This is a genomic window from Roseateles cavernae (genome assembly GCF_040187885.1).
GTDB classification, from domain to species: Bacteria; Pseudomonadota; Gammaproteobacteria; order Burkholderiales; family Burkholderiaceae_C; genus Roseateles_E; species Roseateles_E cavernae.
The window spans coordinates 1,416,081-1,442,818 of sequence record NZ_JBDPLH010000001.1; the positions used below are offsets into that span (position 1 = coordinate 1,416,081).

At 68.0% G+C, this 26,738-nt stretch carries 28 protein-coding genes; 15 read left to right on the forward strand and 13 right to left on the reverse strand.

Translation table 11 applies throughout. The features are described 5' to 3' along the window. Positions 1-60 precede the first annotated feature (60 nt). The gene (locus ABGI63_RS06735; protein ID WP_349741652.1) at positions 61-1,413 is read right to left on the reverse strand and encodes a sensor histidine kinase; all 1,353 of its coding nucleotides are present in this window, start codon (positions 1,411-1,413) and stop codon (positions 61-63) included. Between the two features lie 96 nt (positions 1,414-1,509). On the opposite strand from ABGI63_RS06735, the gene ABGI63_RS06740 reads away from it, so the two are divergent. Together ABGI63_RS06740 and ybeY are read left to right on the forward strand one after the other, a co-directional pair. Continuing rightward, positions 1,510-2,478, forward strand: a complete 969-nt coding sequence (locus tag ABGI63_RS06740) for a PhoH family protein (protein WP_349741653.1) — start codon at positions 1,510-1,512, stop codon at positions 2,476-2,478. Next, positions 2,475-2,921 carry an rRNA maturation RNase YbeY gene (gene ybeY / locus ABGI63_RS06745; RefSeq protein ID WP_349741655.1) on the forward strand — a complete coding sequence of 149 codons (447 nt, stop codon included), beginning with the start codon at positions 2,475-2,477 and terminating at the stop codon, positions 2,919-2,921. The genes ABGI63_RS06740 and ybeY overlap by 4 nt, the downstream gene beginning before the upstream one ends. A gap of 3 nt (positions 2,922-2,924) precedes the next feature. On the opposite strand, the gene ABGI63_RS06750 is transcribed toward ybeY, so the two are convergent. Further along, the gene (locus ABGI63_RS06750) at positions 2,925-3,989 is read right to left on the reverse strand and encodes a magnesium transporter CorA family protein (protein ID WP_349741657.1); all 1,065 of its coding nucleotides are present in this window, start codon (positions 3,987-3,989) and stop codon (positions 2,925-2,927) included. Next, complete coding sequence (hemB, locus tag ABGI63_RS06755) at positions 3,989-5,005, reverse strand: porphobilinogen synthase (protein ID WP_349741658.1); 1,017 nt, start codon at positions 5,003-5,005, stop codon at positions 3,989-3,991. Before hemB ends, ABGI63_RS06750 begins: the two co-directional genes overlap by 1 nt. A 294-nt stretch (positions 5,006-5,299) precedes the next feature. Here hemB and ABGI63_RS06760 point away from each other — a divergent pair, with 294 nt between their 5' ends. The 7 genes from ABGI63_RS06760 to ABGI63_RS06790 are packed head-to-tail and all read left to right on the forward strand — an operon-like array spanning position 5,300 to position 10,246. Beyond that, entirely contained in the window at positions 5,300-5,728 is a 429-nt protein-coding gene (locus tag ABGI63_RS06760; protein ID WP_137944145.1) for a CopD family protein, read from the forward strand. Then, the gene (locus ABGI63_RS06765; protein ID WP_349741659.1) at positions 5,728-6,879 is read left to right on the forward strand and encodes a VanZ family protein; all 1,152 of its coding nucleotides are present in this window, start codon (positions 5,728-5,730) and stop codon (positions 6,877-6,879) included. The genes ABGI63_RS06760 and ABGI63_RS06765 overlap by 1 nt, the downstream gene beginning before the upstream one ends. A gap of 24 nt (positions 6,880-6,903) precedes the next feature. After that, a complete protein-coding gene (locus ABGI63_RS06770; protein ID WP_137944144.1) occupies positions 6,904-7,230 on the forward strand; it encodes a (2Fe-2S) ferredoxin domain-containing protein in 327 nt (108 codons plus the stop codon). Positions 7,231-7,234: 4 nt separating this feature from the next. Further along, positions 7,235-7,852, forward strand: coding sequence for an alpha/beta hydrolase (locus ABGI63_RS06775; protein WP_349741660.1), 618 nt, complete (start codon positions 7,235-7,237; stop codon positions 7,850-7,852). Positions 7,853-7,881: 29 nt separating this feature from the next. Next, positions 7,882-9,030, forward strand: coding sequence for a D-alanyl-D-alanine carboxypeptidase family protein (locus tag ABGI63_RS06780; protein ID WP_349741661.1), 1,149 nt, complete (start codon positions 7,882-7,884; stop codon positions 9,028-9,030). 38 nt (positions 9,031-9,068) lie between these two features. Next, positions 9,069-9,944 (forward strand): D-amino acid aminotransferase, encoded by an 876-nt coding sequence (locus tag ABGI63_RS06785; RefSeq protein WP_349741662.1) that lies wholly within the window; start codon positions 9,069-9,071, stop codon positions 9,942-9,944. Between the two features lie 14 nt (positions 9,945-9,958). After that, on the forward strand, positions 9,959-10,246 hold the full coding sequence (locus ABGI63_RS06790) for a DUF493 family protein (RefSeq protein WP_349741663.1): 288 nt from the start codon (positions 9,959-9,961) through the stop codon (positions 10,244-10,246). Here the strand turns inward: ABGI63_RS06790 and ABGI63_RS06795 are convergent. Continuing rightward, complete coding sequence (locus tag ABGI63_RS06795) at positions 10,243-10,878, reverse strand: tetratricopeptide repeat protein (RefSeq protein ID WP_349741664.1); 636 nt, start codon at positions 10,876-10,878, stop codon at positions 10,243-10,245. The genes ABGI63_RS06790 and ABGI63_RS06795 overlap by 4 nt on opposite strands. Positions 10,879-10,964: 86 nt before the next feature. On the opposite strand from ABGI63_RS06795, the gene lipB reads away from it, so the two are divergent. Beyond that, complete coding sequence (gene lipB, locus ABGI63_RS06800; protein WP_349741666.1) at positions 10,965-11,639, forward strand: lipoyl(octanoyl) transferase LipB; 675 nt, start codon at positions 10,965-10,967, stop codon at positions 11,637-11,639. Between the two features lie 17 nt (positions 11,640-11,656). Beyond that, positions 11,657-12,649 (forward strand): lipoyl synthase, encoded by a 993-nt coding sequence (gene lipA / locus ABGI63_RS06805; protein ID WP_349741667.1) that lies wholly within the window; start codon positions 11,657-11,659, stop codon positions 12,647-12,649. Here lipA and mdoH read toward each other — a convergent pair. From mdoH to ABGI63_RS06845, 8 genes are all read right to left on the reverse strand, one after another. Then, positions 12,638-14,476, reverse strand: coding sequence for a glucans biosynthesis glucosyltransferase MdoH (gene mdoH / locus ABGI63_RS06810; RefSeq protein ID WP_349741669.1), 1,839 nt, complete (start codon positions 14,474-14,476; stop codon positions 12,638-12,640). The genes lipA and mdoH overlap by 12 nt on opposite strands. After that, positions 14,476-15,987, reverse strand: coding sequence for a glucan biosynthesis protein G (locus ABGI63_RS06815; protein WP_349741670.1), 1,512 nt, complete (start codon positions 15,985-15,987; stop codon positions 14,476-14,478). The genes mdoH and ABGI63_RS06815 overlap by 1 nt, the downstream gene beginning before the upstream one ends. A 159-nt stretch (positions 15,988-16,146) precedes the next feature. Next, complete coding sequence (locus ABGI63_RS06820) at positions 16,147-17,514, reverse strand: sigma 54-interacting transcriptional regulator (protein WP_349741672.1); 1,368 nt, start codon at positions 17,512-17,514, stop codon at positions 16,147-16,149. Next, on the reverse strand, positions 17,511-18,065 hold the full coding sequence (locus tag ABGI63_RS06825) for a hypothetical protein (RefSeq protein WP_349741673.1): 555 nt from the start codon (positions 18,063-18,065) through the stop codon (positions 17,511-17,513). Before ABGI63_RS06825 ends, ABGI63_RS06820 begins: the two co-directional genes overlap by 4 nt. Continuing rightward, complete coding sequence (locus ABGI63_RS06830; protein WP_349741675.1) at positions 18,052-19,476, reverse strand: ATP-binding protein; 1,425 nt, start codon at positions 19,474-19,476, stop codon at positions 18,052-18,054. Before ABGI63_RS06830 ends, ABGI63_RS06825 begins: the two co-directional genes overlap by 14 nt. A gap of 18 nt (positions 19,477-19,494) precedes the next feature. Continuing rightward, on the reverse strand, positions 19,495-20,004 hold the full coding sequence (locus ABGI63_RS06835) for a TlpA disulfide reductase family protein (RefSeq protein WP_137944131.1): 510 nt from the start codon (positions 20,002-20,004) through the stop codon (positions 19,495-19,497). Positions 20,005-20,040: 36 nt separating this feature from the next. Beyond that, on the reverse strand, positions 20,041-21,198 hold the full coding sequence (locus ABGI63_RS06840; RefSeq protein WP_349741676.1) for a sensor histidine kinase family protein: 1,158 nt from the start codon (positions 21,196-21,198) through the stop codon (positions 20,041-20,043). Positions 21,199-21,397: 199 nt separating this feature from the next. Further along, positions 21,398-22,642, reverse strand: coding sequence for a CaiB/BaiF CoA transferase family protein (locus ABGI63_RS06845; RefSeq protein ID WP_349741678.1), 1,245 nt, complete (start codon positions 22,640-22,642; stop codon positions 21,398-21,400). A 38-nt stretch (positions 22,643-22,680) separates the two neighbouring features. Between ABGI63_RS06845 and ABGI63_RS06850 the strand changes: the two genes are divergently transcribed. From ABGI63_RS06850 to ABGI63_RS06860, 3 genes are read left to right on the forward strand one after another with little or no spacing between them, the layout of a single operon-like run. Next, positions 22,681-23,169 carry a hypothetical protein gene (locus ABGI63_RS06850; RefSeq protein ID WP_349741679.1) on the forward strand — a complete coding sequence of 163 codons (489 nt, stop codon included), beginning with the start codon at positions 22,681-22,683 and terminating at the stop codon, positions 23,167-23,169. Between the two features lie 43 nt (positions 23,170-23,212). Further along, positions 23,213-23,626, forward strand: a complete 414-nt coding sequence (locus ABGI63_RS06855) for a PTS sugar transporter subunit IIA (RefSeq protein ID WP_137944127.1) — start codon at positions 23,213-23,215, stop codon at positions 23,624-23,626. A gap of 5 nt (positions 23,627-23,631) precedes the next feature. Further along, on the forward strand, positions 23,632-23,901 hold the full coding sequence (locus tag ABGI63_RS06860; RefSeq protein ID WP_137944126.1) for an HPr family phosphocarrier protein: 270 nt from the start codon (positions 23,632-23,634) through the stop codon (positions 23,899-23,901). Positions 23,902-23,922: 21 nt separating this feature from the next. Here the strand turns inward: ABGI63_RS06860 and ABGI63_RS06865 are convergent, their stop codons facing one another. Then, entirely contained in the window at positions 23,923-24,756 is an 834-nt protein-coding gene (locus ABGI63_RS06865) for a GNAT family N-acetyltransferase (RefSeq protein ID WP_349741680.1), read from the reverse strand. Between the two features lie 111 nt (positions 24,757-24,867). Here ABGI63_RS06865 and ptsP point away from each other — a divergent pair, with 111 nt between their 5' ends. After that, on the forward strand, positions 24,868-26,649 hold the full coding sequence (gene ptsP / locus ABGI63_RS06870; RefSeq protein WP_349741681.1) for a phosphoenolpyruvate--protein phosphotransferase: 1,782 nt from the start codon (positions 24,868-24,870) through the stop codon (positions 26,647-26,649). Positions 26,650-26,738 lie beyond the last annotated feature (89 nt).

Below are 26,738 nucleotides of genomic sequence, written 5' to 3' on the forward strand. Positions count from 1 at the left end.
GGGGACAACTTAGCCTTTATCGGCGCAAAAGCCAATGCCTCAATCCTTGGCAGGGACTGTTCAGAGCGGAATCGTGAGGCGGATCACGGTTCCCCAGCCCGGCCCGGACTCGACCAGGCACTGCCCATGCATCTGCTTGGCGCGCGATTTCATGCTGGCCATGCCATGACCCTTGTCGAGTCGGCCGTCCAGCTCGGTCGTGATGCCCTGGCCGTTGTCCTGGATCACGACCAGGAAATCGCCGTCCAGCACCGTGCAGCTGACCACGCAATGGGTGGCGCCACTGTGCTTGATGATGTTGCTGACGGCCTCGCGGAAGATGCGCGTGGTCTGCACATAGGCGCGCGCCTGCAAGGTGTGGATCACATCCTCGGCCGGTGACTTCCACTCGGCCAGGATATTGGCCTGGCCCAGGCGCGAGACCACCTCGGCGCGCCAGTCGCCCAAGGCGTCCAGCAGCTGCACCGGCTTGCCGGTCAGGCCGCGCACCGACAGGCGCATCTCCTCCAGCGCCTCGCGCGCCAGGGTCGAGATGCGGTCGGACTCGCTGGTGTGCACGATGGTCAGCAGCTTGGCGCCCAGATCGTCGTGCAGATCGGCGGCGATGCGCTTGCGCTCGCGCTCGGTGACCTGTTCCAGCTTCTGCTCGGCCATCTCGCTGAAACTGCGCTCGATATCGGCCACCTTGGCCTGCGCATGCTGCTCATGCTCGAGCTGCAGGTGCTCGGCGTTGACGCGGGCATGGGCGATGTTCAGGATGATGCGCAAACCCAGCGCCAGCAGCAGCAGCGGCAGCACGAGGGCCGCCGGGCGCCAGGGCGTCAGCAGCTCCAGCAGCAGCGCGATGCCGCCGAGCCCGAGCAGCACGGTGGTCTTGAGCCCCTGGTCGCGGCGCTCGCGCAGATGCCAGGCCATGGCGGCCAGCACCTGCAGAACCAGCAGGGCCGACCAGGCCTGGCTCAGCAGGGCCATCTGCGCCGGCAAGAGCAGCAGGCTCAGCGGCACCAGCACCGCCTGCAGCGGCAGGGCCAGGTCCAGCCAGGGCCGCTGACCACCGGTGGGACGCAGCAGGAACTGGATCAGGCACAGGCTCAGCCAGGGCAGCAAGGCGGTCGAGAGCAGCAGGCGCCGGTCTCCGCCGAGCTGCGGCAGCGCCACCCAGTCCAGCGCCGAGCGCAGCACCCACAGCCCCATCAGGGCGGCCAGAAAGACCAGATGGCGCTCGCGCGCATGGATGCGTGACAGCAGGGCCAGGGTCAGCCCCATCAGCGCCAGCATCGCGCACAGCAGCTGCGGCAGCAGTGTCTGCCAGAGGGCGGCCGCAGGCGCCTGATCCGGCTGTGCCAGGGCCCAGGCCGGCAGCAGCAGGGCGAGCGCGCCGCCGCCCGACATCAATGGAGTTCTGAATCGCATGGGGCGCGATTGTGCAGGAGGCGGCGGTGCGGCCGCCCTGGGGCATGTACCGGCGACAATGCGCACCTTGCCTGCAGCTTCTGCGAAAGTTCCGCCTTGATCATCCGACAGCTCTTCACCCCGACCGACAACAGCCGCCTGGCCCATCTGTGCGGCATGCTGGACGAGCATCTGCGCCAGATCGAGGCCGCCTTGGGTGTGAAGATTTCGCGCCGCAACGAGCAGTTTCGCATCGAGGGCCCGAAGGCCGCCGCCCAGCGCAGCCAGCAATTGCTGATCGCCTTGTACGAGCGTGCCCGGCGAACCATCCCGGCCGAGACCTTGCAACTGGCGCTGGCCGAGGCCGTCGCCGACCTGGGCCCGGCCGCGAAAGCCAAACCGGGAACGGTCGCCACGCCCGCCGCCGATGCCATCGTGCTGCGCACCCGCCGCGCCGACCTGGCCGGCCGCACGCCGCGCCAGCATGAGTATCTGCGCCATATCCTGGCCCACGACATCAGCTTCGGCCTGGGCCCGGCCGGCACCGGCAAGACTTTTCTGGCGGTGGCCTGCGCGATCGATGCGCTGGAGCGCTCGACGGTGCAGCGCATCATCCTGACCCGCCCGGCGGTCGAGGCCGGCGAGCGCCTGGGCTTCCTGCCCGGCGACCTGACGCAAAAGGTCGACCCTTATCTGCGCCCGCTCTACGACGCGCTCTATGACCTGATGGGCTTCGACCGCGTCACTAAGGCCTTCGAGAAAGGCCAGCTGGAGATCGCGCCGCTGGCCTTCATGCGCGGGCGCACCTTGAATCACGCCTTCGTGATCCTCGACGAGGCGCAGAACACCACGCCCGAGCAGATGAAGATGTTCCTGACCCGCATCGGCTTCGGCAGCAAATGCGTGATCACCGGCGACACCAGCCAGATCGATCTGCCCAAGGGGATGAGCAGCGGGCTGGTCGATGCCGAGCGCGTGCTGGCCAAGGTCAAGGGCATTGCGATGACGCGCTTCACCTCGCAAGACATCGTGCGCCACCCGCTGGTGGCCCGCATCGTCGAGGCCTACGAGAAAGCCAAGTCATGAGCCGCCCCGAACTGAGCCTGTCGCTGCAATTCGCCGACCCGCGCCACAAGGCCCTGCTGCCGCGCCACAAGGTGGCGCGCTGGATACGCGCGGCGCTGGAGCTGCCGGGCGAGATCGCGGTGCGCATCGTCGATGCCGAGGAGGGTCGCCAGCTCAACAAGGACTTCCGCAGCAAGGACTACGCGACCAATGTGCTGACCTTCGACTACAGCCACGAGCCGGTGGTCGGGGCCGATCTGGTGATCTGTGCCGAGGTGGTCGAGCGCGAGGCCCGGGAGATGGGGCTGGACCTGGTCGCCCACTATGCCCATATGCTGGTGCATGGCACGCTGCATGCGCAGGGCTACGACCATGAAGAGGACGATGAGGCCGAGTGCATGGAGGCGCGCGAGAGCGAGATCATGATCGTGCTCGGCTTTGCCGATCCCTATCTGAAGGACTGAGCGCTAGCGCTGGGTGCCCAGATAGCGCTTGCGCCAGAAGAAGGCGCCCAGGCCTAGGGCCAGCGCCAGCATCAGTCCCAAGGCGATCCACACGCCGCGGGCGCTGTGGATCAGCGGCAGGCTGTCGAAGTTCATGCCGAAGATGCCGGTGATCAGGTTCAGCGGCAGGAAGATCGCGGTCAGCACGGTCAGCGTGCGCATGATGGCGTTGGTGCGGTGGCTCAGCGCCGAGAAATGCATCTGCACCGCCGACTCCGACGACGACTCCAGCCGCCGCACATGGCTGAGCACCCGCTCCACATGCTCCAGCACATCGCGCGAGCGCACCCGCAGCAGCTCGCGCTCGCGCTGGGCCTGCGGCTCGGCCGGCATCGGCCAGTCCTCCAGCGCGTCCAGCCATTCCTGGATCGCGCTGCGCTGATCTTCGCAAGTGTCCTCCAGCAGATGCAGGCTGTTGCGTGCATCGAGCAGCAGTTGCCAGTTGCTGAAGCGGCTGCGCGGGTCCATCAGCGATTGCTGCAGGCCCACCAGCTGCCGGGTCAGCTGGCGGCGCAGCTCCAGATAGCTGTCCACCATATGGTTGACCATGCGCAGCATCAGATCGCTGGTGTTGCTGGGCAGGCGGGCCGAGCCCCGGTAGTCCGAGGCCTGCGTGAGCTGGCCCATGCGGGCGGCGAAATACTCGCGCACCGCGCAGTCGTCCGGATGGATGCTGATCAACACGCGGTCGAACAGCGCAAAGCCGACCGGGCTGGTGTCTATGCTCAGCAGCGTGGCCGCCGAGGTCTCGTCCACCTTGCCGGCCGCAGCCAGGCGACGGAACACCAGCAGGTCGTACCAGGAGGTGTAGTCGTAGTGCGAGGGCAGCTGGCTGTTCAGCAGGTCGGAGACATGTAGATCGACCAGCGGGCCGCAGCCCCAGCGCTGCAGATGCTGCTGCAGGCCGCCGATCCGCTCCGGCAGTTCCTGGCGTGCGCAGCCCACCCAGACAAAACCCTCCGGCGGCAGATCCGCCGGCAGCATCTGCAGCTCGATGAACTGTTCGCCATGGATGTGGAAGACCCGCATCAGCCCTTCTTCAGCAGGCGGGCGGCTTCCAGCGCGAAATAGCTCAGCACGCCATCGGCGCCGGCGCGCTTGAAGGCCAGCAGCGATTCCATCATCACCGCGTCATGATCGAGCCAGCCATTGGCGGCGGCGGCCTTCAACATCGCGTACTCGCCGCTGACCTGGTAGGCAAAGGTCGGCACGCGGAATTCGTCCTTCACGCGCCGCACGATGTCCAGATACGGCATACCGGGCTTGACCATCACCATATCGGCGCCCTCGGCCAGGTCCAGCGCCACCTCGCGCAGGGCCTCGTCGCTATTGCCCGGGTCCATCTGGTAGGTCTTCTTGTCGGCCTTGCCCAGATTGGCAGCCGAGCCGACCGCGTCGCGGAAGGGGCCGTAGAAGGCGCTGGCGTACTTGGCGCTGTAGGCCATGATGCGGGTGTGAATGTGGCCACCGGCTTCCAGGGCCTGGCGGATCGCGCCGATGCGGCCGTCCATCATGTCGCTGGGCGCGACGATGTCCACGCCGGCCTGCGCCTGGACCAGGGCCTGCCGGGCCAGGATCTCGACCGTGCGGTCGTTGATGATGTAGCCCTGTTCGTCCAGCACCCCGTCCTGGCCGTGGCTGGTGAAGGGGTCCAGTGCCACATCGGTCAACACGCCCAGCTGCGGGAAGTTCTCTTTCAACGCACGCACGACGCGCGGCACCAGGCCATCGGGATTGGTGGCCTCCTGGCCATCGGGCGTCTTCAGCGAGGCATCGATGACCGGGAACAGGGCCAGCACCGGAATGCCTAATGCGACGCATTCCTCCGCGACCTTCAGCAGCCGGTCCAAACTCAGCCGCGCGACGCCAGGCATCGAGGTCACCGGTTCGACCTTGTCGACCCCCTCGTGCACGAACACCGGCAGGATCAGATCATTGACGCTCAGCGCGTGTTCGCGCACCAGGGCGCGTGTGAAGTTGTCGCGCCGCAAACGACGCGGGCGGCTGGCCGGAAAAGGGGCGGGAATCTGGGCGCGGGACGACAAGGGCAGGCTCCGAGAATGAGGGGGTGAGCGCCGCCAGCGTGCCAATCTGCTCACTCTACGCAACATCCCGTAGAGACGCGATTGCGACGGCTCTGTTAAAATTGCCAACGGATGATAGCCGCAAGGTGGTCGTCCCCTGCTTTTCCTCCCTGAGCAGGAGCCTTGACGTGATGACAGCGAAAAGGCTTTCCAACCCCGGCTCTTCAGCCGGGGTTTTTTTTGCTTGCCGTTTTTGCTTGCAACTCTGCCATCCACGCAGGCGGGGGCTCCGGACCCGGGCCGTATGATGGCCCGATGCTCTGGATCAAAGCCTTTCACATCGTCTTCGTGGCCGCCTGGTTTGCCGGCCTGTTCTATATGCCCAGGCTGTTCGTCAACCTGGCCATGGTGCCCGCCGACAGCCACGCCGAGCGCGAACGCCTGCTGCTGATGGGACACAAGCTCTACAAGTTCATGAGCCTGCTGATGATCCCGGCCCTGGCGCTGGGCCTGGTGCTGTGGCTTTACTACGGCATCGGCCGCGGCCCCGGCAATGGCTGGATGCACGCCAAGCTGAGCCTGGTGCTGCTGGCCGTCGGCTATCACCATGTCTGCCGTGCTCAGCTGCGCCGCTTCGAGCAGATGGCCAATAAGCGCAGCCATCGCTGGTTCCGCGTCTTCAACGAGGTCTCGATCGGGATCTTTGCCGCCATCGTCATTCTGGTGGTGGTCAAGCCCTTCTGATGATGGCGCGCTGGCTGCCACAGCCGCTGCCGCGCCGCCGCAGCTCTGCCACGCTGCTGGCCCTGGCCTATGCCGGCCTGGTGGTCTACGCCAGCCTCTATCCGTTCTGGCCCTGGACCCTGCCGCCGACGGTCGAGGCCTGGGGGCTGATCGGCCTGCCCTGGCCCAAGTACTGGGGCGGCTTCGATGTGCACGCCAATCTGCTCGGCTATATGCCGCTGGGCCTGCTGGTGTTTGCTGCCGCCGTGCGCAGTGGGCAGCGGCTGCGTCGCTGTCTGCTGCTGGGTCTGCTGCTGCCGCCGCTGCTGTCCTTCGGCATGGAGAGCCTGCAGTACTTCCTGCCGCGGCGGGTGCCCTCCCTGGTCGACTGGCTGCTCAATAGCGCGGGCGCGGCGGCAGGTCTGCTGCTGGGCCTGGTGCTCTACGTCGCCGGCGGTCTGACCCGCTGGCAGGGCCGGCGCGAGCACTGGTTTGTGCCGCACAGCGCCGGTGCGCTGGCCTTGCTGGCGCTGTGGCCGGTGGCCCTGCTGTTCCCGGCGCCGGTGCCGCTGGGCCTGGGCCAGGTCCTGCCCCGACTGCAGGAACTCGCGGCCAGCCTGCTGGAAGGCACGCCCTGGGCGCTGCAATGGGAGGAGTTGGCCGAGCCGGCCCTGCAGCGCGCGCTGCCGCCGGGCCTGGAGGGCATCACGATCGCCTTGGGCTTGCTGGCGCCCTGCCTGCTGGCCCTGTCGGTGGCGCGGCCCGGCTGGCAACGCCTGGCCCTGGTGTTCGGCGCGGCCGCGCTGGGTGTGCTCAGCACGGCCTTGTCGACGGCGCTGAACTTCGGCCCCCAGCATGCCTGGGCCTGGCTGACCCTGAGCACCTGGCCGGGGTTGGCGCTGGGCCTGGGGCTGGCCTGCATCCTCTGTGCCTTCTCGCGCCGCGCCTGCGCAGCCTGGGGTCTGGTCGTGACCAGTGCGCTGATCGCCATGGTCAGCGAGGCGCCCACCGATCCCTATCTGGCGCAAAGCCTGCAAGCCTGGGAGCAGGGCCGCTTCATCAGCTTCTACGGCCTGGCGCAATGGGTCGGCTGGCTCTGGCCATTCGGCGTGCTGGCCTGGCTGCTGGCGCTGCTGGCGCAGCGCGAAGTCCGCGCATCAGGCACGGGATAAACCCGCACTGCCTACAATCTGGCCATGAGCTATTTCCAGCGCCACATCTTCTTCTGCCTGAACCAGCGCGACAGCGGCGACAACGCCTGCGCCCAGCATGGTGCGCAGGCCGGTTTCGATCACTGCAAGTCCAGGGTCAAGGCCCTGGGCCTGGCCGGCCCCGGCGGCGTGCGCGTCAACAAGGCCGGCTGCCTGGACCGCTGCGCCGGCGGTCCGGTGGCCGTGGTCTATCCGGACGCCGTCTGGTACAGCTATGTCGATGCCAGCGATATCGACGAGATCGTCGAGCAGCACCTGCAGCAGGGCCGGGTGGTCGAGCGCCTGCTGCTGCCGGACAACGTCGGGCGCTGAGGCGATGAACTCGCGAACCGAGAAGCTGTTGATCGCCGGCCCGGCCGGCGAGATCGAGTGCGCGGTGGATCTGCCCGCCGAGGGTCAGGTCTTGCGTGGTGTCGCGGTGATCTGCCATCCGAACCCGACGCAGGGCGGCACGATGGACAACAAGGTCGTGCAGACGCTGGCGCGTGCCTTTGTGCAGCTGGGCTACCGCGCGGTGCGCTTCAACTTCCGTGGCATCGGCCGCTCGGCCGGCGCCTGGGACGAGGGGCGCGGCGAGGTTGACGATGCGCTGGCCGTGATCGCCCACGCCCGCGACGCAGCGCTGCCGCTGGCGCTGGCCGGTTTCTCCTTCGGCGGTTTTGTCGCCTCCCAGGCGGCGCGCCGCCTGGCGGTCGCCGCCGAGCGCCTGTGCCTGGTCGGCCCGGCCACCAGCCGTTTCGACACCGCGCCGGTGCCTGCCGATACCCTGGTGATTCACGGCGAGGCCGACGATGTCGTGCCCTTGTCCGCGGTGCTGGACTGGGCGCGGCCGCAGGCCCTGCCGGTCACCGTGGTGCCCGGCGTCGGCCATTTCTTCCATGGGCAGCTGCCGCTGCTCAAGGACATTGTTCTGCGCGGCTGGCACCCAGCCTGATCCGCCACTTTCCCTGAGACCCTGTTCCGATGAAGCGATTGATTGCCTTCGTGCTGGCCGCCGCCAGCGCCCTCAACACCCTGGCCCAGGCGCCGCAGCCGCCCGAGATTGCCGCGCGCAATTTCATCCTGTTCGACGTCACGGCCAACAAGGTGCTGGCCGAGCGCGAAGCCGACCAGCCGCAGGACCCGGCCTCGCTGACCAAGCTGATGACGGCCTATATCGTCTTCAGCGCGCTGAAGGAAAAGCGCCTGACGCTGGAGCAGACGCTGACGGTGTCCCAGCGTGCCTGGGACGAGCGCAAGGGTGATCCCTCGCTGATGTTCATCGACACGACGATGACGCCCAAGGTCGACGAGCTGCTGCGCGGCATGATCATCCAGTCGGGCAATGACGCCTCGGTGGCGCTGGCCGAGGGCGTGGGCGGCACGGTCGAGCAGTTCGTCGCGATGATGAACCGCCAGGCCCAGGCCTGGGGCCTGAAGAATACCGAGTTCAAGAACGTCACCGGCATGACCGAACCGGGCCACAAGAGCAGCGCGCGCGATCTGTCGGTGATCGCCGCCAGCCTGATCCGCGATTTCCCCGAGTACTACGGCTACTACTCGCAGCGCGAATACACCTACAACAAGATCCGCCAGCCCAACCGCAATCTGCTGCTGGGCCGCGATCCCAGCGTCGACGGCCTGAAGACCGGCTACACCGAGGCGGCCGGCTATTGCCTGGTCACCAGCGCCCAGCGCGAGTTCCCGAACGGCAAGCGCCGCCTGATCAGCGTCGTGATGGGCACGGCCTCGATGCAGGCCCGCGCCAGCGAAAGCCAGAAGCTGCTGAACTGGGGCTACTCGGCCTATGACGCGGTGCGCTTGTTCGACAAGGACCAGGCCGTCTCCACCGTGCCGGTCTGGAAGGGCGCTGTGCCCGAGGCCAAGCTGGGCGCAGCGGGCGCGGTGTTCATTGCCGTGCCGCGCGGCGAGGGCGGCAAGCTGCAGACCAAGGTCGAGCGCACCGACCCGCTGGTCGCGCCGCTGGCCAAGGGCCAGCGCGTCGGCACGCTGAAGGTGATGACGGCCGCCGGCACGCCGGTGGCCGAGGTGCCGCTGGTGGTGCAGCAGGAGGTGGCGCTGGCCGGCATCTTCGGCCGCGCCTGGGACGCGATCCGGCTCTGGATCAAGTGATTCGGGCGTAAGCTCTTGATGGGTCCGAGGAGAACGCCATGCACGCACTGCCCGATGTCCGCTGTTATCTGAATGGTGAGTACACGCCGCTGGCCGAGGCCAAGATCTCGGTGATGGATCGCGGCTTCATCTTCGGCGACGGCGTCTACGAAATGGTGCCGGTCTATGGCCGGCGCCTGTTCCGCTTTGATTCGCATATGGACCGGCTGGATCGCAGCCTGTCCAAGCTGCGCATCGAGAACCCGCTGACGCGCGCCGAATGGCTGGCGGTGGGACGGCAGCTGATCGCGTCGGTCGATGCCGACGATCAGTGGCTGTATCTGCAGATCACCCGCGGCGTCGCGCCGCGCAACCATGTGATGCCCAAGGACATCGCGCCCACCGCCTTCTCCTACAGCGCGCCGGCCAAGCTGGTGTCGGCCGAGGAGCGCCATCACGGCGTGGCCTGCCTGTCGGCCCGCGACTTCCGCTGGGAGCGTGGCGACATCAAGAGCATCTCGCTGCTGGGCAATGTGCTGGCGCGCCAGATCTCGGCCGACCAGGGCGCGCTGGAGACCCTGATGTTCCGCGACGGCCACCTGACCGAGGCCTCGTCCTCGAATGTCTGGATCGTCAAGGAAGGTGCGCTGCTGGGCGTGCCCAAGAGCGAGCAGGTGCTGGAGGGCATCCGCGTCGAACTGCTGCGCGAGCTCTGCGAGGACTGCGGCATCGGCTACAACCTGCGCCCGATCTCGGAAGCCGAGGTCTTCGCCGCCGACGAGATCATCCTCAGCTCGGCCACCAAGGAAGTGCTGCCCGTGACGACGCTGGACCACGAGCCCGTCGGTCATGGTGCGCTGCGCGGCAAGCCCGGGCCGGTCTATGCCCGCCTGTACGAGGCCTACCAGCGCGCCAAGCAATTGCAATCGATCTGAGAAGAGCAGTCATCATGAGTTTCACCCCGCCCGACATCCCGCCCGAGCAGTCGCTGATCGAATATCCCTCGCGCTTTCCGATCAAGGTGATGGGGGCCCATGTCGAGGGCTTTGTCGAGGCCATCGTGAGGGTGGCGAAGAACTTCGACCCGGAGTTCGATGCATCGACTGTCGAGCAGCGGCCCAGCAAGGGCGGCAACTATCTGGGGCTGACGATCACCGTCACTGCGACGAGCCGTGAGCAACTTGACGAGCTGTACCGGACGCTGACCACACATCCGATGGTCAAGGTGGTTCTCTAGGCTGCTGGTTTTGCCGACAGGCGCTGGTCCAGCTCCTTGAGCTTGGCCGGCGCCGCTTCGTCGCCGTTGCGCGCGGCGATGTCGTACCAGTAACGCGCCAGCCGCAGATCGGCGCTCACACCCAGGCCTTTCTCGTACATCGACGCGATCAGATACTGCGCGCCGACGTCGCCGCCCTTGGCCGCCTCGCGATACCAGTGCGCGGCCTGGGCCATGTTCTTGGCCAGGCCGCGGCCCAGGTAATAGGCGGTGGCCAGCTGCACCTGGCCATCGACGCTGCCCGAGGCTGCCGCCAGGCCGTACCAATGCGCGGCGGCGCGCAGATCGGCCTTGCCCTGCAGCCCCTGCTCATGCCATTGACCCAGCGCCAGCTGGGCCCGCACCAGGCGCTGTGACGCCGCGCGCTCCAGCAGGCGTTTGGCCTCGGGCAGATCGGGCTTGGGCAGCTCGCTGCGGATATGCATCATCGCCAGGTTGTAGTCGCCCAGCGGTAGGCCCTGGCGCGACAGCTCGGCGAAGCCCTTGGCCGCCGTCTCCAGCTCGCCGCGCTCGTAGGCGGCCAGCGCCTGATCCAGGGTGTTCGCATGAACCGGCCCGATCAGGGCCAGCACCAGGGCAGCGATGAGTCGCATGAGTGAATCTCCAGGGCTGGATGCAACCCTACATCAAGCGCAGTCGCCTGGCAGCACCGGGGCCTTACGGCGGCGGCGCTACCATCATGGCCATGATTGTGAAAACACTGGGCCGGGTGGACTACGAGAGCACCCTGCAGGCGATGCGCGATTTCACCGAGGCGCGCGGCCCCGACACCGACGACGAGCTGTGGCTTTGTGAGCACGCGCCCACTTATACGCAAGGGCTTGCCGGCAAGGCCGACCATCTGCTGAACCCCGGCGGCATTCCCGTGGTGCAGACGAATCGCGGCGGCCAGGTCACCTATCACGGCCCCGGCCAGGTGGTGGCCTATCCGCTGGTGGACCTGAAGCGCCTGGGCATCTTCGTCAAGGAGTATGTGTTCCGGCTGGAGGCCGCGCTGATACAGACCCTGGACAGTTTCGGCGTCACCGGCCACCGCGTCGGCGGCGCGCCGGGCATCTATGTACGGCTCGACGACCCCGGCGCCCATGGCGCGCTGACCGGCCCGGCCGACCCGCTGGACCCCTTCAAGGGCCTGGGCAAGATCGCGGCGCTGGGGTTGAAGGTCAGCCGGCACTGCACCTACCACGGCGCCGCGCTCAATGTGGCGATGGACCTGCAACCCTTTCTGGGCATCAACCCTTGCGGCTACGCAGGGCTGGAGACGGTCGACCTCGCTAGAATCGGGGTTTCTACGGACTGGCCCACGGTGGCCCAGCGCTTCGGCGAGCGGCTTGCCGCCCAGTTGTCGCGCTGATAACAAGAGCTGAGGCCATGGCAACCGAGAATGTGATTCACCAGGCGCAGGACGCCGCCGACTACGACGCCACCGCGAAGCAAAAGGCCCAGGCCAAGACCGCGCGCATCCCGATCAAGATCGTGCCGGTCGGCGAGATGCTGAAGAAGCCCGACTGGATACGCGTCAAGGCCGGCTCGCCCAGCACCCGCTTCTACGAGATCAAGCAGATCCTGCGCGAGCACAAGCTGCATACCGTCTGCGAGGAAGCCTCCTGCCCGAATATCGGCGAATGCTTCGGCAAGGGCACGGCCACCTTCATGATCATGGGCGACAAGTGCACGCGGCGCTGCCCCTTCTGCGATGTCGGCCACGGCCGGCCCGATCCGCTCGATGTCGACGAGCCGCTGAACCTGGCTAAGACCATTGCCGCGCTGAGGCTGAAGTATGTGGTGATCACCAGCGTCGACCGCGACGATCTGCGCGACGGCGGTGCCGGCCATTTCGCCGAATGCATCACCAAGGTCCGCGAGCTGAGCCCCTCTACCCAGATCGAGGTGCTGGTGCCCGACTTCCGTGGCCGCGCCGACCGCGCGCTGGACATCCTGAAGGCCGCGCCGCCGGATGTGATGAACCACAACCTGGAAACCGCGCCGCGCCTGTACAAGGAAGCGCGCCCCGGGTCGGACTATCAGTTCAGCCTTGATCTGCTGAAGCGCTTCAAGGAAGCCGTGCCTGGCGTGCCGACCAAGAGCGGCATCATGGTCGGGCTGGGCGAGACCGATGAAGAAATCCTGCAGGTGATGCGGGATATGCGCGCCCACAATATCGACATGCTGACCGTCGGCCAGTACCTGGCCCCCTCGGGCCACCACCTGCCGGTGCGCCGCTATGTGCATCCCGACACTTTCAAGATGATCGAGGAAGAGGCCTACAAGATGGGCTTCAGCCACGCCGCCGTCGGCGCGATGGTGCGTTCCAGCTACCACGCCGACCAGCAGGCGCATGCGGCCGGGGTTTCAGCTGCTTAAGGCATAAGTCCAGGCGCGCCGCAGCACCGTCGGCGCGCGGGTTTCCTCCGGGATCAGCAGCAGGCGGGCGCTGCGCAGCCGCGCACCGAGCTTGGCCCGGCTGCTGAACACCGTGATCGGTACGGCCAGCAGCAGTGGCAGCGCCATCGGCGCGATCCACAGCAAGGTGCTCGGCTGCAGCGCGGCCAGCAGCGCGCACAGCGCCAGCACGGCGGTGCCCGGCAGCGCAAAGCTCGCGGCGGCCTCGCGCCAGCTGACGTCGCTGGCCTCGCGCGGGGGCGATTTCCATTCCAGCTTCAGGCTCGTCAGAGCTCCGATCACGAAGACGGTGTGCGCGGCCATGCGCAGCGGTGCCTGCAGCACCGACATGCCGGCTTCGACCAGCGTGCTGCCCAACAGCGCCGCCGTGCCGCCGAACTGCGACTGCTCGCCCTTCAGCAGCACCGCCAGCACGCCCAGCACGCGCGGCAGCACCAGCATCGCGATCGTGCCGGTCCACAGACCCAGCACGCCGATGCCGAAACCACCCGGCGGCACAAAGCTGTCGTTGCCACCATTCATCCACAACACCGCGCCCAGGCCCACATAGAGCAGCCACAGCGGCGCCGAGGCATAGGCCATCGCGCCGGTCAGCAGCATCGCGCGATGCACGGGGTGCAGGCCGGGCTCCCTGATCAGGCGGGCATTCTGCAGATTGCCACCGCACCAGCGGCGGTCGCGTTGCAGCTCGGCCAGCAGATGGGGCGGCTGCTGCTCATAACTGCCCTGCAGGTCATGTACCAGCCAGACGTGATAGCCGGCGCGGCGCATCAGCGCGGCCTCGACGAAGTCGTGCGACATCACCGGCTGACCGTTCAGCGGCGCGAGGCCGCAATGCTTCATGAAAGGCTCGACGCGGATGATGGCGTTGTGGCCCCAGTAATGCGCCTCGCCGAGCTGCCAGTACTGCATGCCGGCGGTGAACAGCCGGCCGGTCACGCGGCCGGCGAACTGCTGGGCGCGGGCGTGCAAGGTGTCATGGCCGCAGGCCTGCGGCGCGGCCTGCATGATGCCGGCGCTCGGGTGGGCCTCCATCAGGCGCACCAGGCTCAAGAGGCAGTCGCCGCTCATCACGCTGTCGGCGTCCAGCACCACCATATAGCGGTACAGCCGGCCCCAGCGGCGGCAGAAGTCGGCCACATTGCCGGCCTTCTTCTTGCTGCGGCGGGCGCGCCAGCGGTAGTGGATGCGGCCCTGGCCGGCGAAGCGTTCGCGCAGCTGGGCCCAGGCCCGCTGCTCCTCGGCGCGCACGGCCGGGTCACTGCTGTCGGACAGCAGGAACACATCGAACAGCCGCAGTGCACCCGAGGCCGCCAGCGACTCGCAGCTGGCGCGCAGGCCGGCCATGACGGTGGCGACGTTCTCGTTGCAGATCGGCATGATCAGCGCGGTCTTGGCGTCGGCCGAGATCGGCTGCAGCCCGGTGCCCTGGCGTGACATCGCATGCGGATCGCCATGCAATGTCACCCAGAAGCCCATCACCGCGGTCACGCAGCCGGCGCTGACCCAGGCGAACAGCAGTGCGAACAGGCCCATATGCAGCCAGTGCCAGCCGGACTCGGCCAGCGCCGGTTGCGAACGGGCCAGCACCGTGGTGGCCAGCGCGGTGGCGACGACCACGCTGAACATCAGCGCGCGGCGCCGCCGCTGCGCAGCTTTTTCCCAGGGTGCGGCATCGATCACGGGCGCATCGGTGTCGGGCTGGGGCTGGCCCCAGGGGCGGGGAGCCATCGAGCCGCGCAGCATGGGCGGCGCGGTCTGGCTCAGCGGCAGCGCTCGGCTGCTCATCAGCGGGGGGGAAGGATGGTGCTCCATGTTTCCGTCAGTACGTTGTCATCGTGTTGCAGAAAACCGCGCAGCTCGGTGGCTTGCGTGGGGCGGAGTTGCTGGACACGCACGGTCATGCGCCAGGCGCCGGTGACCGGGTTGCGGTAGGTGTTGCTCTCGGTGATGCGACCGTTGGCATCGCTGCTGAGCACGGCCTTGACGGCGGCGTCGGGCGGCAGCCTGGCCAGCGACGGGCCCTGGAAATCGACGATGAACTGCTGCTCGTTGGCGGCCAGCTCGGCGAAGCCGCGGCCGGCCCGGCTCTGCGTCGCCCAGGCGCCGGGCGGGCGCTGCTGGGCCTCGCCCTGCATATGCAGGCGGTAGCTGAAGTCCAGCGGCTGGCCCGGGGCCGGCATCTTCTCGGGCACCCAGTAGGCGACCACGTTGTCATTGGTCTCGTCCGGCGTGTTCAGCAGCATCAGCTCGACGCGGCCCGGTCCCCAGTCGCCGATCGGTTCGACCCAGGCGCTGGGGCGCTGCTCGTAGCGGGCCTCGGTGTCCTCGTAATTGCTGAAGGCGCGGTCGCGCTGCATCAGGCCGAAGCCACGCAGGCCCTTCATCGCAAACGAGGTGGTCAGCGTGCCGGCCGGATTGATCAGCGGGCGCCAGATCCATTCGCCTTCGGCGGTGGCCACCATCAAGCCGTCGGAGTCGTGCACCTCGGGGCGGAAGTCGGTCCGGTGCGGCTGGTTCTCGCCGAACATATACATGCTGGTCAGCGGCGCCAGCGCCAGGGTCGCGACCGGGCCGCGCAGGAACAGGCGGCTGCGCACCTCCATCACGGTGTTGCCGCCGGGACGTATCGTGAACTGGTAGGCGCCGCTGGCGCGTGGCGAGTCGAGCAGGGCGTAGACCGTCAGCGTCTTGGCATCGGCCTTGGGACGCTCGATCCAGAACTCGGTGAAGCGGGGAAACTCCTCGCCCTTGCCACCCACCGTGTCGATCGCCAAGCCGCGTGCCGACAGGCCGTAATGCTGGCCGGCACCGAGGGCGCGCAGATAGCTGGCGCCCAGGAACACGACCAGCTCGTCCTTGTACTGCGGATTGTTCAGCGCGTAGTGGGCGCGAAAGCCGGCAAAGCCCAGATCGCTCCAGCCCTGGTAGGAGAGCTTGTTCTTGCCGTAGTCGAAGTCCTCGCGCTTGAAGCCGACCGGCCGCGCGCCCTGAGGCGTGACTTCGTTGATGCGCACCGGCTGCGTCTGGAACTTGCCCAGATGGAAGAAGGCCAGCTCGAAGGGCAGCTTCTCGCCGCGCCACAGTGCACGCTCGGGTTTGAAACGGATATCGCGGAGCTGGTCGTAGCTGAGGGTCTTCAGCTCGCTGGGCAGCGTGTCGGTCGGCGCCTGGTAGGGCTTGAGCACCTGCCGCTTCGCTTGGGCCGCGACGTCCTCGAAGTCGAAAGCCTGGGCCGAACCCAGGGCCAGCAGGGCCGACAGGCCCAGTGCGTGACATAGGGAAAAGGAAATCTGCATACGGGTCTTTCTGCAAGACCCGTACCAAGGAAAAATCCCTTTTAAATCAACAGCTTAAATTTTCTCGCCCGGAATTTGGCGGTCAATGTGTCGCCGGGCGGCGACAAGACCCGGGGTCTATTTGCCAAGTGATTGATTCACAAGGAAAAAGCGCTGTCGCTATTCAGCGACCGGGCCATCCGTGCGGAACAGGCCCGGCGTCAGCCCATGCTTTTGCAGCAGGCGGTAGAACTCGGTGCGGTTGCGGTCGGCCAGGCGGGCGGCATCGGCCACATTGCCGTCGGTCAGCTTCAGCAGGCCGACCAGGTACTCATGCTCGAAGCGCTGGCGCGCCTGGGCATAGTTCAGCACCTCCATGCTGGGCACGCGCAGCGCCCGCTGCACCAGGGACAGTGGGATCAGCGGCGTGGTGGCCAGTGCGCTGACCTGTTCGACGACGTTGTGCAGCTGGCGCACATTGCCGGGCCAGGCGGCGGTGCTGAGCGCCTTCAGCGCCTCGGGCGCGAAGCCGTTCAGGCGCTTGTCGTATTTGTCGGCCAGCTTGCTCAGGAAGTGCTGGGCCAGCAGCGGAATGTCCTCGCGCCGCTCGGCCAGGGTCGGCAGGGCCAGCGTGACGACATTGAGCCGGTAGTACAGGTCCTCGCGGAACTGGCCCTCGGCCATCGCCGCGTCCAGGTCGCGATGGGTGGCCGACAGGATGCGCACATCGACCGGGATCGCCTCGCTGGCGCCGACCGGCCGCACCAGCCGCTCCTGCAGCACGCGCAGGAGCTTGACCTGCAGCGGCAGCGGCATGTCGCCGATCTCGTCGAGGAAGAGCGTGCCGCCATGGGCCGCCTGGAACAGGCCGCGGTGATTCGCCACCGCGCCGGTGAAGGCGCCCTTGACGTGGCCGAACAGCTCGGATTCCAGCAGCGGCTCGGGGATCGCGCCGCAGTTGACCGCGACAAAGGGCCGGCCCTCGCGCGGGCTGGCGTTGTGGATGGCGCGGGCCAGCAGCTCCTTGCCGCTGCCGCTCTCGCCGCGTATCAGGATGCTGGCCTGCGAGCCCGCCACCAGCTTGGCCTCGGCCAGCAGCTCGGCCATCACATTGGAGCGGCTGACGATGGGCGCGCGCCAGGTGGCGCTGTCCTGCTCGGGCGCGTCGACCTCGGGCGCGGCCAGCGCCAGCGCCTGGGCGATGGTGTCCAGCAGCGCTTTGCCGTCGAAGGGCTTGGTCAGATAGGTGTAGACGCCGCGCGCGGTGGCCTCGACCGCGTCGGGGATGGTGCCGTGCGCCGTCAGCAGTATCACCGGCAGCGCCGGGTGGCGCTCGCGGATCGCGTCGAACAGGGCCAGGCCGTCCTTGCCGGGCAGCTGCACATCGCTGAGCACCAGATGCGGGCGCTGCACCGCGATCTGGGCCAGTGCGGCCTCGGCGCTGCCCACCGCCGTGACCTGGTAGCCGGCGGCGCTCAATCGCATCGACAGCAGCTTCAGCAGGTCGGCGTCGTCATCGACCAGCAGCAGGCGGGCGCCGTGACTCATGGCTTGGTCGCCGCCGGCCGGGTGTTGAGGCTGCGTTCGATGGCCTTCAGCGCCTCGAGCTTTTCATTGAGCTGGTCGAGCCGGCGCTGGTTGTCGCGCTGGCTGTCACGGGCCTGCTGGTTGAGTTTGTCGATCTGCTCTTCGAGCCGGCGCTGCTCGGCCAGGCGGCCTTGCAGTAGCCGCGCCAAGGGCTGCCAGGGCAGGGCTTCGGGCGTGGGGTCGCGCAGCACCTGGTCGAGCAGGCCCTGGGCGCGCACCAGATCGCCATTGCTGCGATGCAGGGCCAGGGCCAGGGCCAGCTGGGTGGCGGCGGCTGGCGTCAGCTTGGCGTCTTCGCGGGGCGCCACCTCCTGGCCCAGCTCGGCCGCGCTCAGTTTCAGCAGGCGCTCATGCTGGGCCAGCAGCTGCCGGGCTGCGGCGTCGGCGGGCAGGACCTCGGGCACCGGTACCGGGACCCGCACTTCGCGGATTTCGGGCTTGGGCTGGGCGCAGGCGCCCAGCAGCAGGCTCACGGCGAGGGCGGACAGGAAGCGGACGTCAGGGACTGGCATGCGGTAGCGTGATTCTGAAATGGGCGCCGGGCTCGGTGGGCAGCAGCGTGATCTGCCCGCCATGGGCGGCAATGTATTCCTGCACGATGGACAGGCCGACCCCGCTGCCACGCAAGGCATCGTCGGGCTGGCGCTCGCCACGGTAGAAGGGTTCAAACACGCGGGCACGGTCGGCGGGGGCCACGCCCGGGCCCTGGTCGGTAATGTCGATGCAGACCTGGCCGGCTTGTTGCGACAAATGGAAACGGATGCCCCGGCCGGGCGGGCTGAAGCGGATCGCATTGGACAGCAGATTGCCCAGGGCCGTGCCCAGCTTGTCAGGGTCCACCTCGGCCTCCAGCGGTCCGCCGTCGATCTCGATAAGCAATTGCCGTGCCTGCCACTGCAGGCGCTGGGCTTCGACCAGGGCCTGGATCAGCGCGCCGAGCTCGGTGCGGCGGCGTTGCAGCCGGCCGGCCTCGAAGGCGGCGGCGTTGAAGCGCAGCAAGGCCTCGATCTGCTGCTGCAAGGTGGCCGTGTTGTCGCGCAGGATGCGGGCGACCTCGCGCTGGTCCGGGCTCAGCGTGCCGGTGACGCCGTCTTCCAGCAGCGACACGCCCTCGCGCAGCGCCGCCAGCGGCGTCTTCAGCTCATGCGAGATATGGCGCAGAAAGCGTGCCTTGTCGGCATCCAGCTCACCCAGGCGCAGGCGCAGCCAATCCAGGCGCTGGCCCAGCGAGCGCAGGTCGCTCGGCCCCTGGATGCTGATGGGTTCGGTGAGCCTGTTCTCGCCGAGACCGACGATGGCCTGCTCCAGCCGGCGCAGCGGCCGGGTCAGCCAGAAGCCGAAGGCCAGCGAGAGCAGCGCCGCCAGCGCGATCGCCCCCAGCACCTGCTGGCCCAGCCGGACCCGGCCCTGCTCCAGCTGCTCCTGCAGGCTGCGGTTGCGCGCCTCGGTGTGCAGGCGCACCTGCTCGGCGATGGCCACGGTCTGCGCCTCGAGCTCGCGGAACTGCGCCGTCAGGTCCTGCTCGCGTTTGCGGCTGCGCCAGGCGGCATCGAGCTGGCGGCGGATCAGATCGAGCTGGGCCCGCCAGGCCTGGGCCTGTTCGGGAATCAGTCGCTGGCCCTGCAGGTCTTGCAGCACGGCCTCGGCGTCGCTGGCCGCCTCGTTGAAACGCCGGCGCAGCAGCGGGTCTTCCAGCACCAGGAACTGGCGGGCGGCCCGCTCCATCGCCACGCTGCGCTCGGCCAGCTGCTGCACGGCGCTGCTCAGCTGCACCGCGCGCTCGGCGGCGCTGCGGCTTTGCACCGTCAGGCGTTCCAGGGTGAACAGGCCACCCAGCGAAGCGGCGGCCAGCAGGCCGGCGATCAGCAGAAAGCCCAGCAGCAGCAGTTGCCGGAAGGAGGCGCGATACAGGCGGGGGGACATGCGGCGGTGCCGCCCGGCTCAGGCTTCGGCCAGCAGCTGTTCCACCAACTGGTGCAGGGCGGCGAAATCGGGCGCGCCGACATAGCGCTTGACGATCTCGCCGCGCTTGTTGATCAGCAAGGTGGTGGGCGTCAGCTGGACGCGGCCGAACTGCTTGGCGATCTCGCCGGTGTTGTCGATCGCGACGCCGAAGGGCAGCTGGCGGCTCTGCGCGAAATTGGCGACAAAGGCCGGCGGGTCGTAGCTCATCGCGACGGCCAGCGTGTCGAAGCCACGCGCCTTGTACTTTTGATGGGTGGCGACGATCTCGGGCATTTCGGCCACGCAGGTGGTGCAGCTGGTGGCCCAGAAGTTCACCAGCATCACCTTGCCCTGCCACTGCCGGGTTTCGACCTTGGCGCCGTCCAGCAGCACATAGCTCAGCGCCGGCGCGGTCTCGCGCTGCAGCAGGCTCTGGTAGGCCAGCAAACCGCCGCCGGCCAGGGCGGCCAGCAGCACGGCAGGAGCGAGGAATCGAGGCAGCTTCATGCGCTGCAGTTTAGTGCAGCGCCGCTGCGGGCGGCGTCAGAGGGTCTTGGACAGCTCGAACAGCAGCACCGAGGGCAGCGCGTCGGCCAGGTGCTGGCGCGAGATGCGGGCCATGCCGTCGGTGGTGGCGGTGGAGAGCTGGGTCAGGTGCTCGCCGTCCAGCACCTCGATGAAACTGAACTGCGGCACCTCGCGCAGCAGCTCGGCACGCAGCTGATCGAGGGCCGCGCCGCGCAGGCCACTTTCGAACACCAGACCATGGGGCAGGCCCTCCAGGCAGAACTGCGCGGCCTCGTCGATGCTGTTGACCAGGTCGACGATCAGGCCCATATGTCGGACCGCGTCCTGCAGCTGGGCGCGCAGCTCGCGTCGCGGCGAGACGATCAGCAGATGGCTGCCGGCCAGTGGCTTGGAGTTGAGGGAGGGTTGTTGCGTGTCAACGCCGCGCGCCGGCTCGACCGGCGGGTCCAGCGCGACGGTGCCGGGCTCGTCGCCGACGGTCTGCGGGAATTCCAGGGTCAGCACCGTGATGCCGCTGGCGTCCTCGCGCAGCGGCAGCACGCCCAGGGTCAGCGCGGTCTGCTCGACCAGACGCCAGGCCAGCGAGTTCAGCACCGGCGGCAGCTCGGCGCTGCGCTGCTCGTCCAGCAGATCGAGCGAACGATGCGCAAAGCGGCAGACCAGGCGGGCCTTGGCCGGCCAGGGCGTCAGGTCGAGCTTCAGGTCGATCGAGGAATGGGTGCTGGCCAGGGCCCAGTCCATCAAGGCATTGAGCAGGGCGAACATCAGCGAGCCGTCGGCCATCACCTCGACCGGCTTGAGCACCTGGCGCACCTGGATGCCGCGTGCCTGGGTCTCGCGGCTGCGCTGAGCCAGCACGCTGCGCAGCAGCGGGGCCAGTTGCAGGCGCTCGCGCGACAGCCGCAGCCGCCCCGAGGCCAGCCGGGCCAGCTGCTGCCCCATCATGCCGGCCTCGCGGGCCTGGGCCACGCTCTCGCGCAGCGAACGCAGGCCCTGGCGGTCGATCTGGCCGGTGGCCACCAAATTGTGGATGCGCTCCAGCGCGGCGCTCAGCGGCCCGGCGATCTCGGCGCCCAGCTGCTGCACGATCTCGGCCCATTGCGCATGGCTGGGCCCCTGCGCCGCGTCGTTGGCGGCGCCCGGAGCGGGCGGGGCGGGCGTGTGGCTGGGCATGAGGGCGGGTGAGGGCGGGGTGCTGCGGATCGCTTGGTTCAGGGCCCGGACGGTGGCCGGGAGCGGTCGCCATGGTCCGGGGGCACCGCAGCAGCGTCCATCCCCCGTCTCGGGGGAAACGCGGATAGCTGGCGCCCGTTGGCAGTTGTTTGGCGACGATTCGAGACTTTTCTCACGCTGATGGGAGTGGCCTCCGGCTTCAGCCCAGGACGCCAGCGCTCCGCAGCGCGGCGACCCGGACCTCATCCAGCCCGGCCTCGGCCAGGATGTCCTGGCTGTGCTGGCCCAGCAGCGGCGGCGGCCGGCGATAGCTGACCGGGGTGGCCGACAAACGCATCGGGCTGGCCACCAGGCGCAGCTGTTCACTCAGCGGATGAGCCATCGCCACCGTCATCTCGCGGGCCTGGGCCTGCGGGTCGGCAAAGGCTTCGGCCAGGTTGTTGATGGCGCCGCAAGGCACTTTGGCGGCCTCCAGCGCGGCCAGCCAGCTGTTGCGGGGCCGGGTCTTGATGAGGGCGGCGATCTCGGGCACCAGCAACTCGCGGTTGCGGACCCGGTCCGCATTCTTCGCAAAGCGCGCATCGCCGGCCCAGTCGGGGCGGCCCGCGATCTCCGCGAACTTGGCGAACTGGCTGTCATTGCCGACGGCCAGGATCAGATGGCCGTCGCTGGCCTCGAAGACCTGGTAGGGCACGATGTTCTGGTGCGCATTGCCCATGCGGCCGGGCGCCTGGCCGGTACACAGATAGTTGGAGCCCAGATTGGCCAGCATGGCCAGCTGGGTGTCCAGCAGGGCCATGTCGATGACCTGGCCCTCGCCGGTGGCGTCGCGATGGCGCAGTGCGGCCAGGATGGCCACCGTTGCATACAGGCCGGTGAACAGGTCGGCCACCGCGACGCCCACCTTCTGCGGCCCGCCGCCGGGCAGATCATCGCGTTCGCCGGTCACGCTCATCAGCCCGCCCAGGCCCTGCACCGCATAGTCATAGCCGGCACGGTCCTTGTAGGGGCCGGTCTGGCCGAAGCCGGTGATCGAGCAGAACACCAGGCGCGGGTAGAGGGCGCGCAGGCTGGCCGCGTCCAGGCCGTAGCGGGCCAGGTCGCCGACCTTGAAGTTCTCCACCACCACGTCCACGGTGCCGGCCAGCTCACGTATCAAGGCCTGACCCTCGGGGTGGGCGATGTCTATCGTGATCGAGCGCTTGTTGCGGTTGGCGCCCAGGTAGTAGGCGGCCTCGCTGCTGTCCTTGCCTTCGCGGTCCTTCAGATAGGGCGGGCCCCAGGCACGGGTGTCGTCGCCGCTGCCGGGGCGCTCGACCTTGATCACGTCGGCGCCCAGGTCGGCCAGTGTCTGGGTGCACCAGGGGCCGGCGAGCACACGGGACAGATCGAGCACGCGCACGCCATTCAGCGCGCCTGGGGGGAGAGAGGTGGTGGCTTGCATGCGCACATTGTGCGGCAGCACCCCTGGATAATGAGGCGATGAGAATCGCTCCTGCCCTGCTGCTCGCCCCGCTTGCCGTCGTGAGTGCCTGCAGCCCGAGCCAGGACTGGCGGGAGGTGCGGCCCGACGGTGCCGGCGTGCTGGCCCTGTTCCCCTGCAAGCCCGAGGTCGAACGGCGCGAGCCGGTCCGCATGGGGCTGGCGGCCTGCAAGGCGGCGGGGCTGAGCTTCTCGCTGACCTGGGCCGAGCTCGACGACCCGGCCCAGGTCGCGCCGGCGCTGCAACAGATGCGGGAGTCGCTGGCCGCACGGCTGCAGGCCCGTGCGGCGCCGGCCCAGGCGGTGCAGGTCAAGGGCATGACGCCCAATCCACAGGCCTTGCAGCAGGGCCTGCAAGCCGAGCAGCAGCAGGCCCGGGTCGCGGTATTCGCGCGCGGGATGTGGGTCTACCAGGCGGTGATGCTGGGGGCCAAGCCGGACGAGGCGGCCTGGGAGACCTTTCTGACGGGCTTCCGGCTCGACATCTAGACCCGCCTCGGCTCCGTGCCAGCGAAGCCCTGATAATGGGGTCATGTCCGGCCTCCTGCTGATTGCCCATTCCCCTCTGGCTTCCGCCCTCAAGGCGGTGGCCGAGCATACTTTCCCCAACTGCGCGCCCCAGCTCGCGGTGCTGGATGTGACGCCGGAGATGTCGGTCGAGGCGGTGGAGGCCCAGGCGCGCGCGCTGCTGGCCGCTGCCGGGCATGAGGACTCGCTGGTGCTGACCGATGTGTTTGGTGCCACGCCCTGCAATGCGGCCCAGCGGCTGCTGGATGTGCAGGGCCATGTGCGGGTGATCGCCGGCGTCAATGTGCCGATGCTGTGGCGCTCGCTGTGCTATGCGGCCGAGCCGATCGATGCCCTGGTCGAACGCGCCAGCGAGGGCGGATCCAAAGGCATCGTGCTGGGCCATGCGCCCGAACCCATCAACGACAAGACTAGCTAGTGCCGATGCTCAAATCGACCCTCACCATCAGCAACAAACTGGGCTTGCATGCCCGCGCCTCGGCCAAGCTGACCAAGCTGGCGGGCGGTTTTCAATGTGAAGTGTTCATGAGCCGCAACGGCCGCCGCGTCAACGCCAAGAGCATCATGGGGGTCATGATGCTGGCGGCCGGCATGGGGTCGCAGGTCGAGCTGGAGGTCGAAGGCCCCGACGAGCAGGCCGCCCAGGAGGCGATCACCGCACTGGTGAACGACAAGTTCGGCGAAGGTCAGTAAGGCCCTCCGACTCGGCCCAGATCAGCCGAGGAAGTGCCGGCGATAGCGCGCTGGCAGGTCGGCGATGCGCATCATCATCGGCAGGTCGGCGGTGTTGAAGTCCGGATCCCAGGCCGGCGCGCCGAGGATGCGGGCGCCGCAGCGCAGATAGCCCTTGATCAGCGGCGGCGCCTCGGCCACCGTCTCGCTGCGGTGCAGCTCCTCGACTGGCAAGGGCAGACGCGGTCGCACCTGCCACTCGATGCCGGCCAGATGGCTTTGCTCCAGCTGTTTCCACAGCGCCGCGGCATAGTGGCCGCCGTCGCGCATGCTGACGCTGGCGCAGCCTATCATCGTGTCCAGCTCATTGCGCACCATGAACTCGGCCAAAGCGCCCCACAACGCCATGATGGCGCCGCCGGAACGATGCTCGGGGTGCACGCAGGAACGGCCCAGTTCCACCATGCGCGAGCGCAGCCCGCGCAAACGGGTCAGGTCGAACTCGGTCTCGCTGTAGAGCCCGCCGGCACGCTTGGCCGCCGCCGGGGTCAGCACCCGGTAGGTGCCGATGACCGGGCCGGGGCGACCGTCGGCTTCGACGCTGCGCACCAGCAGGTGCTCGCAGAAGGGGTCGAACATATCGATGTCGTGGCCGGCCGGCGCGCCCTTGGGGACGCTCAGCCGGGCGCCCATCTCATCGACGAAGACCTGGTACCTCAGGCGCTGTGCTTCGCGGACTTCATCTTCCGTGCGCGCCCAGGCCACGTCCAGGCGAGCCCGTGCAGAAGCTTGCGGCTCCAGTGGAAGTGACCTCCGTTCCGCCAGGGGCGGGCGCAGATCCGAGAAGGGCAGGGTGGGCAGCGGAAGATCCCTCATGGATGGCCTCGTCGTTGGTTGACGAGCTCCATGCTCGGGCCTGGCGGTGACGTGCCGGTGACGATCGAATGACGAAACCGTGACCCGCTTCCCCGCTGCTACAGTCGACGCATGAGCTTTCAGGTCTTCGGCATTCCTGTCTCACGCGGTGTGGCGATCGGCCGCGCCGTGCTGGTGGCATCCAGCCGCGTCGATGTGGCGCATTACTTCATCGATGCGGCCAGTGTCGAGAGCGAGATCCAGCGCTGCATGCGCGCGCGCGACGAGGTCGCGCAGGAGCTCGAGACGCTCAAGCGCGATCTGCCCGACGATGCGCCGCATGAACTGGCGGCCTTGCTGGATGTGCATCTGATGCTGATGCACGACGAGGCGCTGACCGGTGCCACCAAGCAATGGATCATCGAGCGGCACTACAACGCCGAGTGGGCGCTGTCGGCCCAGCTCGAGGTGCTGGCGCGCCAGTTCGACGAGATGGAGGACGACTACCTGCGCGAGCGCAAGGCCGATCTGGAGCAGGTGGTCGAGCGCATTCTGGGCGTGCTGGCGCGCCAGCAGGGCAAGGCGGGCGGTGCGGCCAGCGTCGTGCAGCGCGACTTTGCCGGCGAGGACCCGCTGCTGCTGGTGGCGGCCGATATCGCGCCGGCCGACATGATGCAGTTCAAGCGCAGCGTGTTCCACGGCTTCATTACCGACATCGGCGGCAAGACCTCGCACACGGCCATCGTTGCGCGCAGCATGGACATTCCGGCGGTGGTCGGCACGCGCGAGGCCTCGCGCCTGATTCGCCAGGACGATTGGGTCATCATCGACGGCGATGCCGGTGCGGTGATCGTCGATCCGTCACCCATCGTGTTGGAGGAGTACCGCTTCCGGCAGCGCCAGAGCGAGCTGGAGCGCGCCCGGCTGGCACGGCTGCGGCACACACCGGCCGTGACCCTGGACGGCGAGCGGGTCGAGTTGCAGGCCAATATCGAATTGCCGGCCGATGCGCCGGCGGCCGTCGAAGCGGGCGCCACCGGCGTTGGGCTGTTCCGCAGCGAGTTCCTGTTCATGAATAGAGAGGGCGAACTGCCCGGCGAAGATGAGCAGTTCGAGGCCTATCGTGCGGCGGTCGAGGCAATGCGGGGCATGCCGGTGACGATTCGCACGGTCGATATCGGGGCTGACAAGCCGCTGGATCGCATGTCGGCCAGCGAGCTCCGGCATGAGCATGTGCTGAACCCGGCGATGGGTTTGCGGGCGATCCGTTGGAGTTTGGCCGAGCCCAGTATGTTTCGGCAGCAATTGCGCGCCATCTACCGGGCCAGCGCTTACGGCAAGCTGCGTTTGCTGATTCCGATGGTGGCGCACCTGGGCGAGATTCGCCAGGTGCTGGAAGCCGTCAAACGGGTGCAGCAGCAGCTGACGGATGCCGGTCAGGCGTTCACGCGAGTCGATATCGGCGTGATGATCGAGATACCGGCCGCTGCCGTCATGCTGCCGCTGCTGCTGCGCCATGTGGACTTTGTATCCATTGGCACGAACGACCTGATCCAGTACACGCTGGCCATCGATCGGGCCGATGAGGCGGTGGCTCATCTCTACGACCCCTGGCATCCTGCAGTGCTGCAATTGATCTCGACCTCGATTGCGCAGGCGACAGCAGCCGGCAAGTCTGTCAGTGTCTGTGGCGAGATGGCGGGCGACGCCACCTTCACCGATTTGCTGCTGGCGATGGGCTTGCGCAATTTCTCAATGCACCCCTCGCAGATCCCCTCGGTCAAGCAGCGCATCCTCAGGGCCGACGCGGCGCGTCTGGCTGCTGCGCTACCCGAGGTGCTGGGCAGCGAAGATCCGCAGCGCGCTGCGGATCTCGCCTTCTCGGCGAGCAAGCTGTCTCACCTGATGCAGTAGCGGACCTTCTGTTGGTACTCGCTTCACAAGAAATTGCTGCCGAGTACTTGCAAGCCTCAAAAAACCTGTGCTACAGTCGAGGGCTTCGC

Bases quoted from the DNA above. Each gene is read 5' to 3' on its own strand.
- ABGI63_RS06825 (WP_349741673.1), bottom strand. From the start codon at position 18,065: ATGCCAGTCCCTGACGTCCGCTTCCTGTCCGCCCTCGCCGTGAGCCTG.
- ABGI63_RS06840 (WP_349741676.1), bottom strand. From the start codon at position 21,198: ATGCCCAGCCACACGCCCGCCCCGCCCGCTCCGGGCGCCGCCAACGAC.
- ABGI63_RS06850 (WP_349741679.1), top strand. From the start codon at position 22,681: ATGAGAATCGCTCCTGCCCTGCTGCTCGCCCCGCTTGCCGTCGTGAGT.
- ABGI63_RS06780 (WP_349741661.1), top strand. From the start codon at position 7,882: ATGAAGCGATTGATTGCCTTCGTGCTGGCCGCCGCCAGCGCCCTCAAC.
- ABGI63_RS06815 (WP_349741670.1), bottom strand. From the start codon at position 15,987: ATGCAGATTTCCTTTTCCCTATGTCACGCACTGGGCCTGTCGGCCCTG.
- ybeY (WP_349741655.1), top strand. From the start codon at position 2,475: ATGAGCCGCCCCGAACTGAGCCTGTCGCTGCAATTCGCCGACCCGCGC.
- ABGI63_RS06820 (WP_349741672.1), bottom strand. From the start codon at position 17,514: ATGAGTCACGGCGCCCGCCTGCTGCTGGTCGATGACGACGCCGACCTG.
- ABGI63_RS06775 (WP_349741660.1), top strand. From the start codon at position 7,235: ATGAACTCGCGAACCGAGAAGCTGTTGATCGCCGGCCCGGCCGGCGAG.
- ABGI63_RS06835 (WP_137944131.1), bottom strand. From the start codon at position 20,004: ATGAAGCTGCCTCGATTCCTCGCTCCTGCCGTGCTGCTGGCCGCCCTG.
- ABGI63_RS06765 (WP_349741659.1), top strand. From the start codon at position 5,728: ATGATGGCGCGCTGGCTGCCACAGCCGCTGCCGCGCCGCCGCAGCTCT.
- ABGI63_RS06760 (WP_137944145.1), top strand. From the start codon at position 5,300: ATGCTCTGGATCAAAGCCTTTCACATCGTCTTCGTGGCCGCCTGGTTT.
- ABGI63_RS06860 (WP_137944126.1), top strand. From the start codon at position 23,632: ATGCTCAAATCGACCCTCACCATCAGCAACAAACTGGGCTTGCATGCC.
- ABGI63_RS06790 (WP_349741663.1), top strand. From the start codon at position 9,959: ATGAGTTTCACCCCGCCCGACATCCCGCCCGAGCAGTCGCTGATCGAA.
- ABGI63_RS06865 (WP_349741680.1), bottom strand. From the start codon at position 24,756: ATGAGGGATCTTCCGCTGCCCACCCTGCCCTTCTCGGATCTGCGCCCG.
- ABGI63_RS06750 (WP_349741657.1), bottom strand. From the start codon at position 3,989: ATGCGGGTCTTCCACATCCATGGCGAACAGTTCATCGAGCTGCAGATG.
- ABGI63_RS06770 (WP_137944144.1), top strand. From the start codon at position 6,904: ATGAGCTATTTCCAGCGCCACATCTTCTTCTGCCTGAACCAGCGCGAC.
- ABGI63_RS06785 (WP_349741662.1), top strand. From the start codon at position 9,069: ATGCACGCACTGCCCGATGTCCGCTGTTATCTGAATGGTGAGTACACG.
- ABGI63_RS06855 (WP_137944127.1), top strand. From the start codon at position 23,213: ATGTCCGGCCTCCTGCTGATTGCCCATTCCCCTCTGGCTTCCGCCCTC.
- lipB (WP_349741666.1), top strand. From the start codon at position 10,965: ATGGCCATGATTGTGAAAACACTGGGCCGGGTGGACTACGAGAGCACC.
- mdoH (WP_349741669.1), bottom strand. From the start codon at position 14,476: ATGAGCAGCCGAGCGCTGCCGCTGAGCCAGACCGCGCCGCCCATGCTG.
- ABGI63_RS06795 (WP_349741664.1), bottom strand. From the start codon at position 10,878: ATGCGACTCATCGCTGCCCTGGTGCTGGCCCTGATCGGGCCGGTTCAT.
- ABGI63_RS06830 (WP_349741675.1), bottom strand. From the start codon at position 19,476: ATGTCCCCCCGCCTGTATCGCGCCTCCTTCCGGCAACTGCTGCTGCTG.
- ptsP (WP_349741681.1), top strand. From the start codon at position 24,868: ATGAGCTTTCAGGTCTTCGGCATTCCTGTCTCACGCGGTGTGGCGATC.
- ABGI63_RS06735 (WP_349741652.1), bottom strand. From the start codon at position 1,413: ATGCGATTCAGAACTCCATTGATGTCGGGCGGCGGCGCGCTCGCCCTG.
- ABGI63_RS06845 (WP_349741678.1), bottom strand. From the start codon at position 22,642: ATGCAAGCCACCACCTCTCTCCCCCCAGGCGCGCTGAATGGCGTGCGC.
- lipA (WP_349741667.1), top strand. From the start codon at position 11,657: ATGGCAACCGAGAATGTGATTCACCAGGCGCAGGACGCCGCCGACTAC.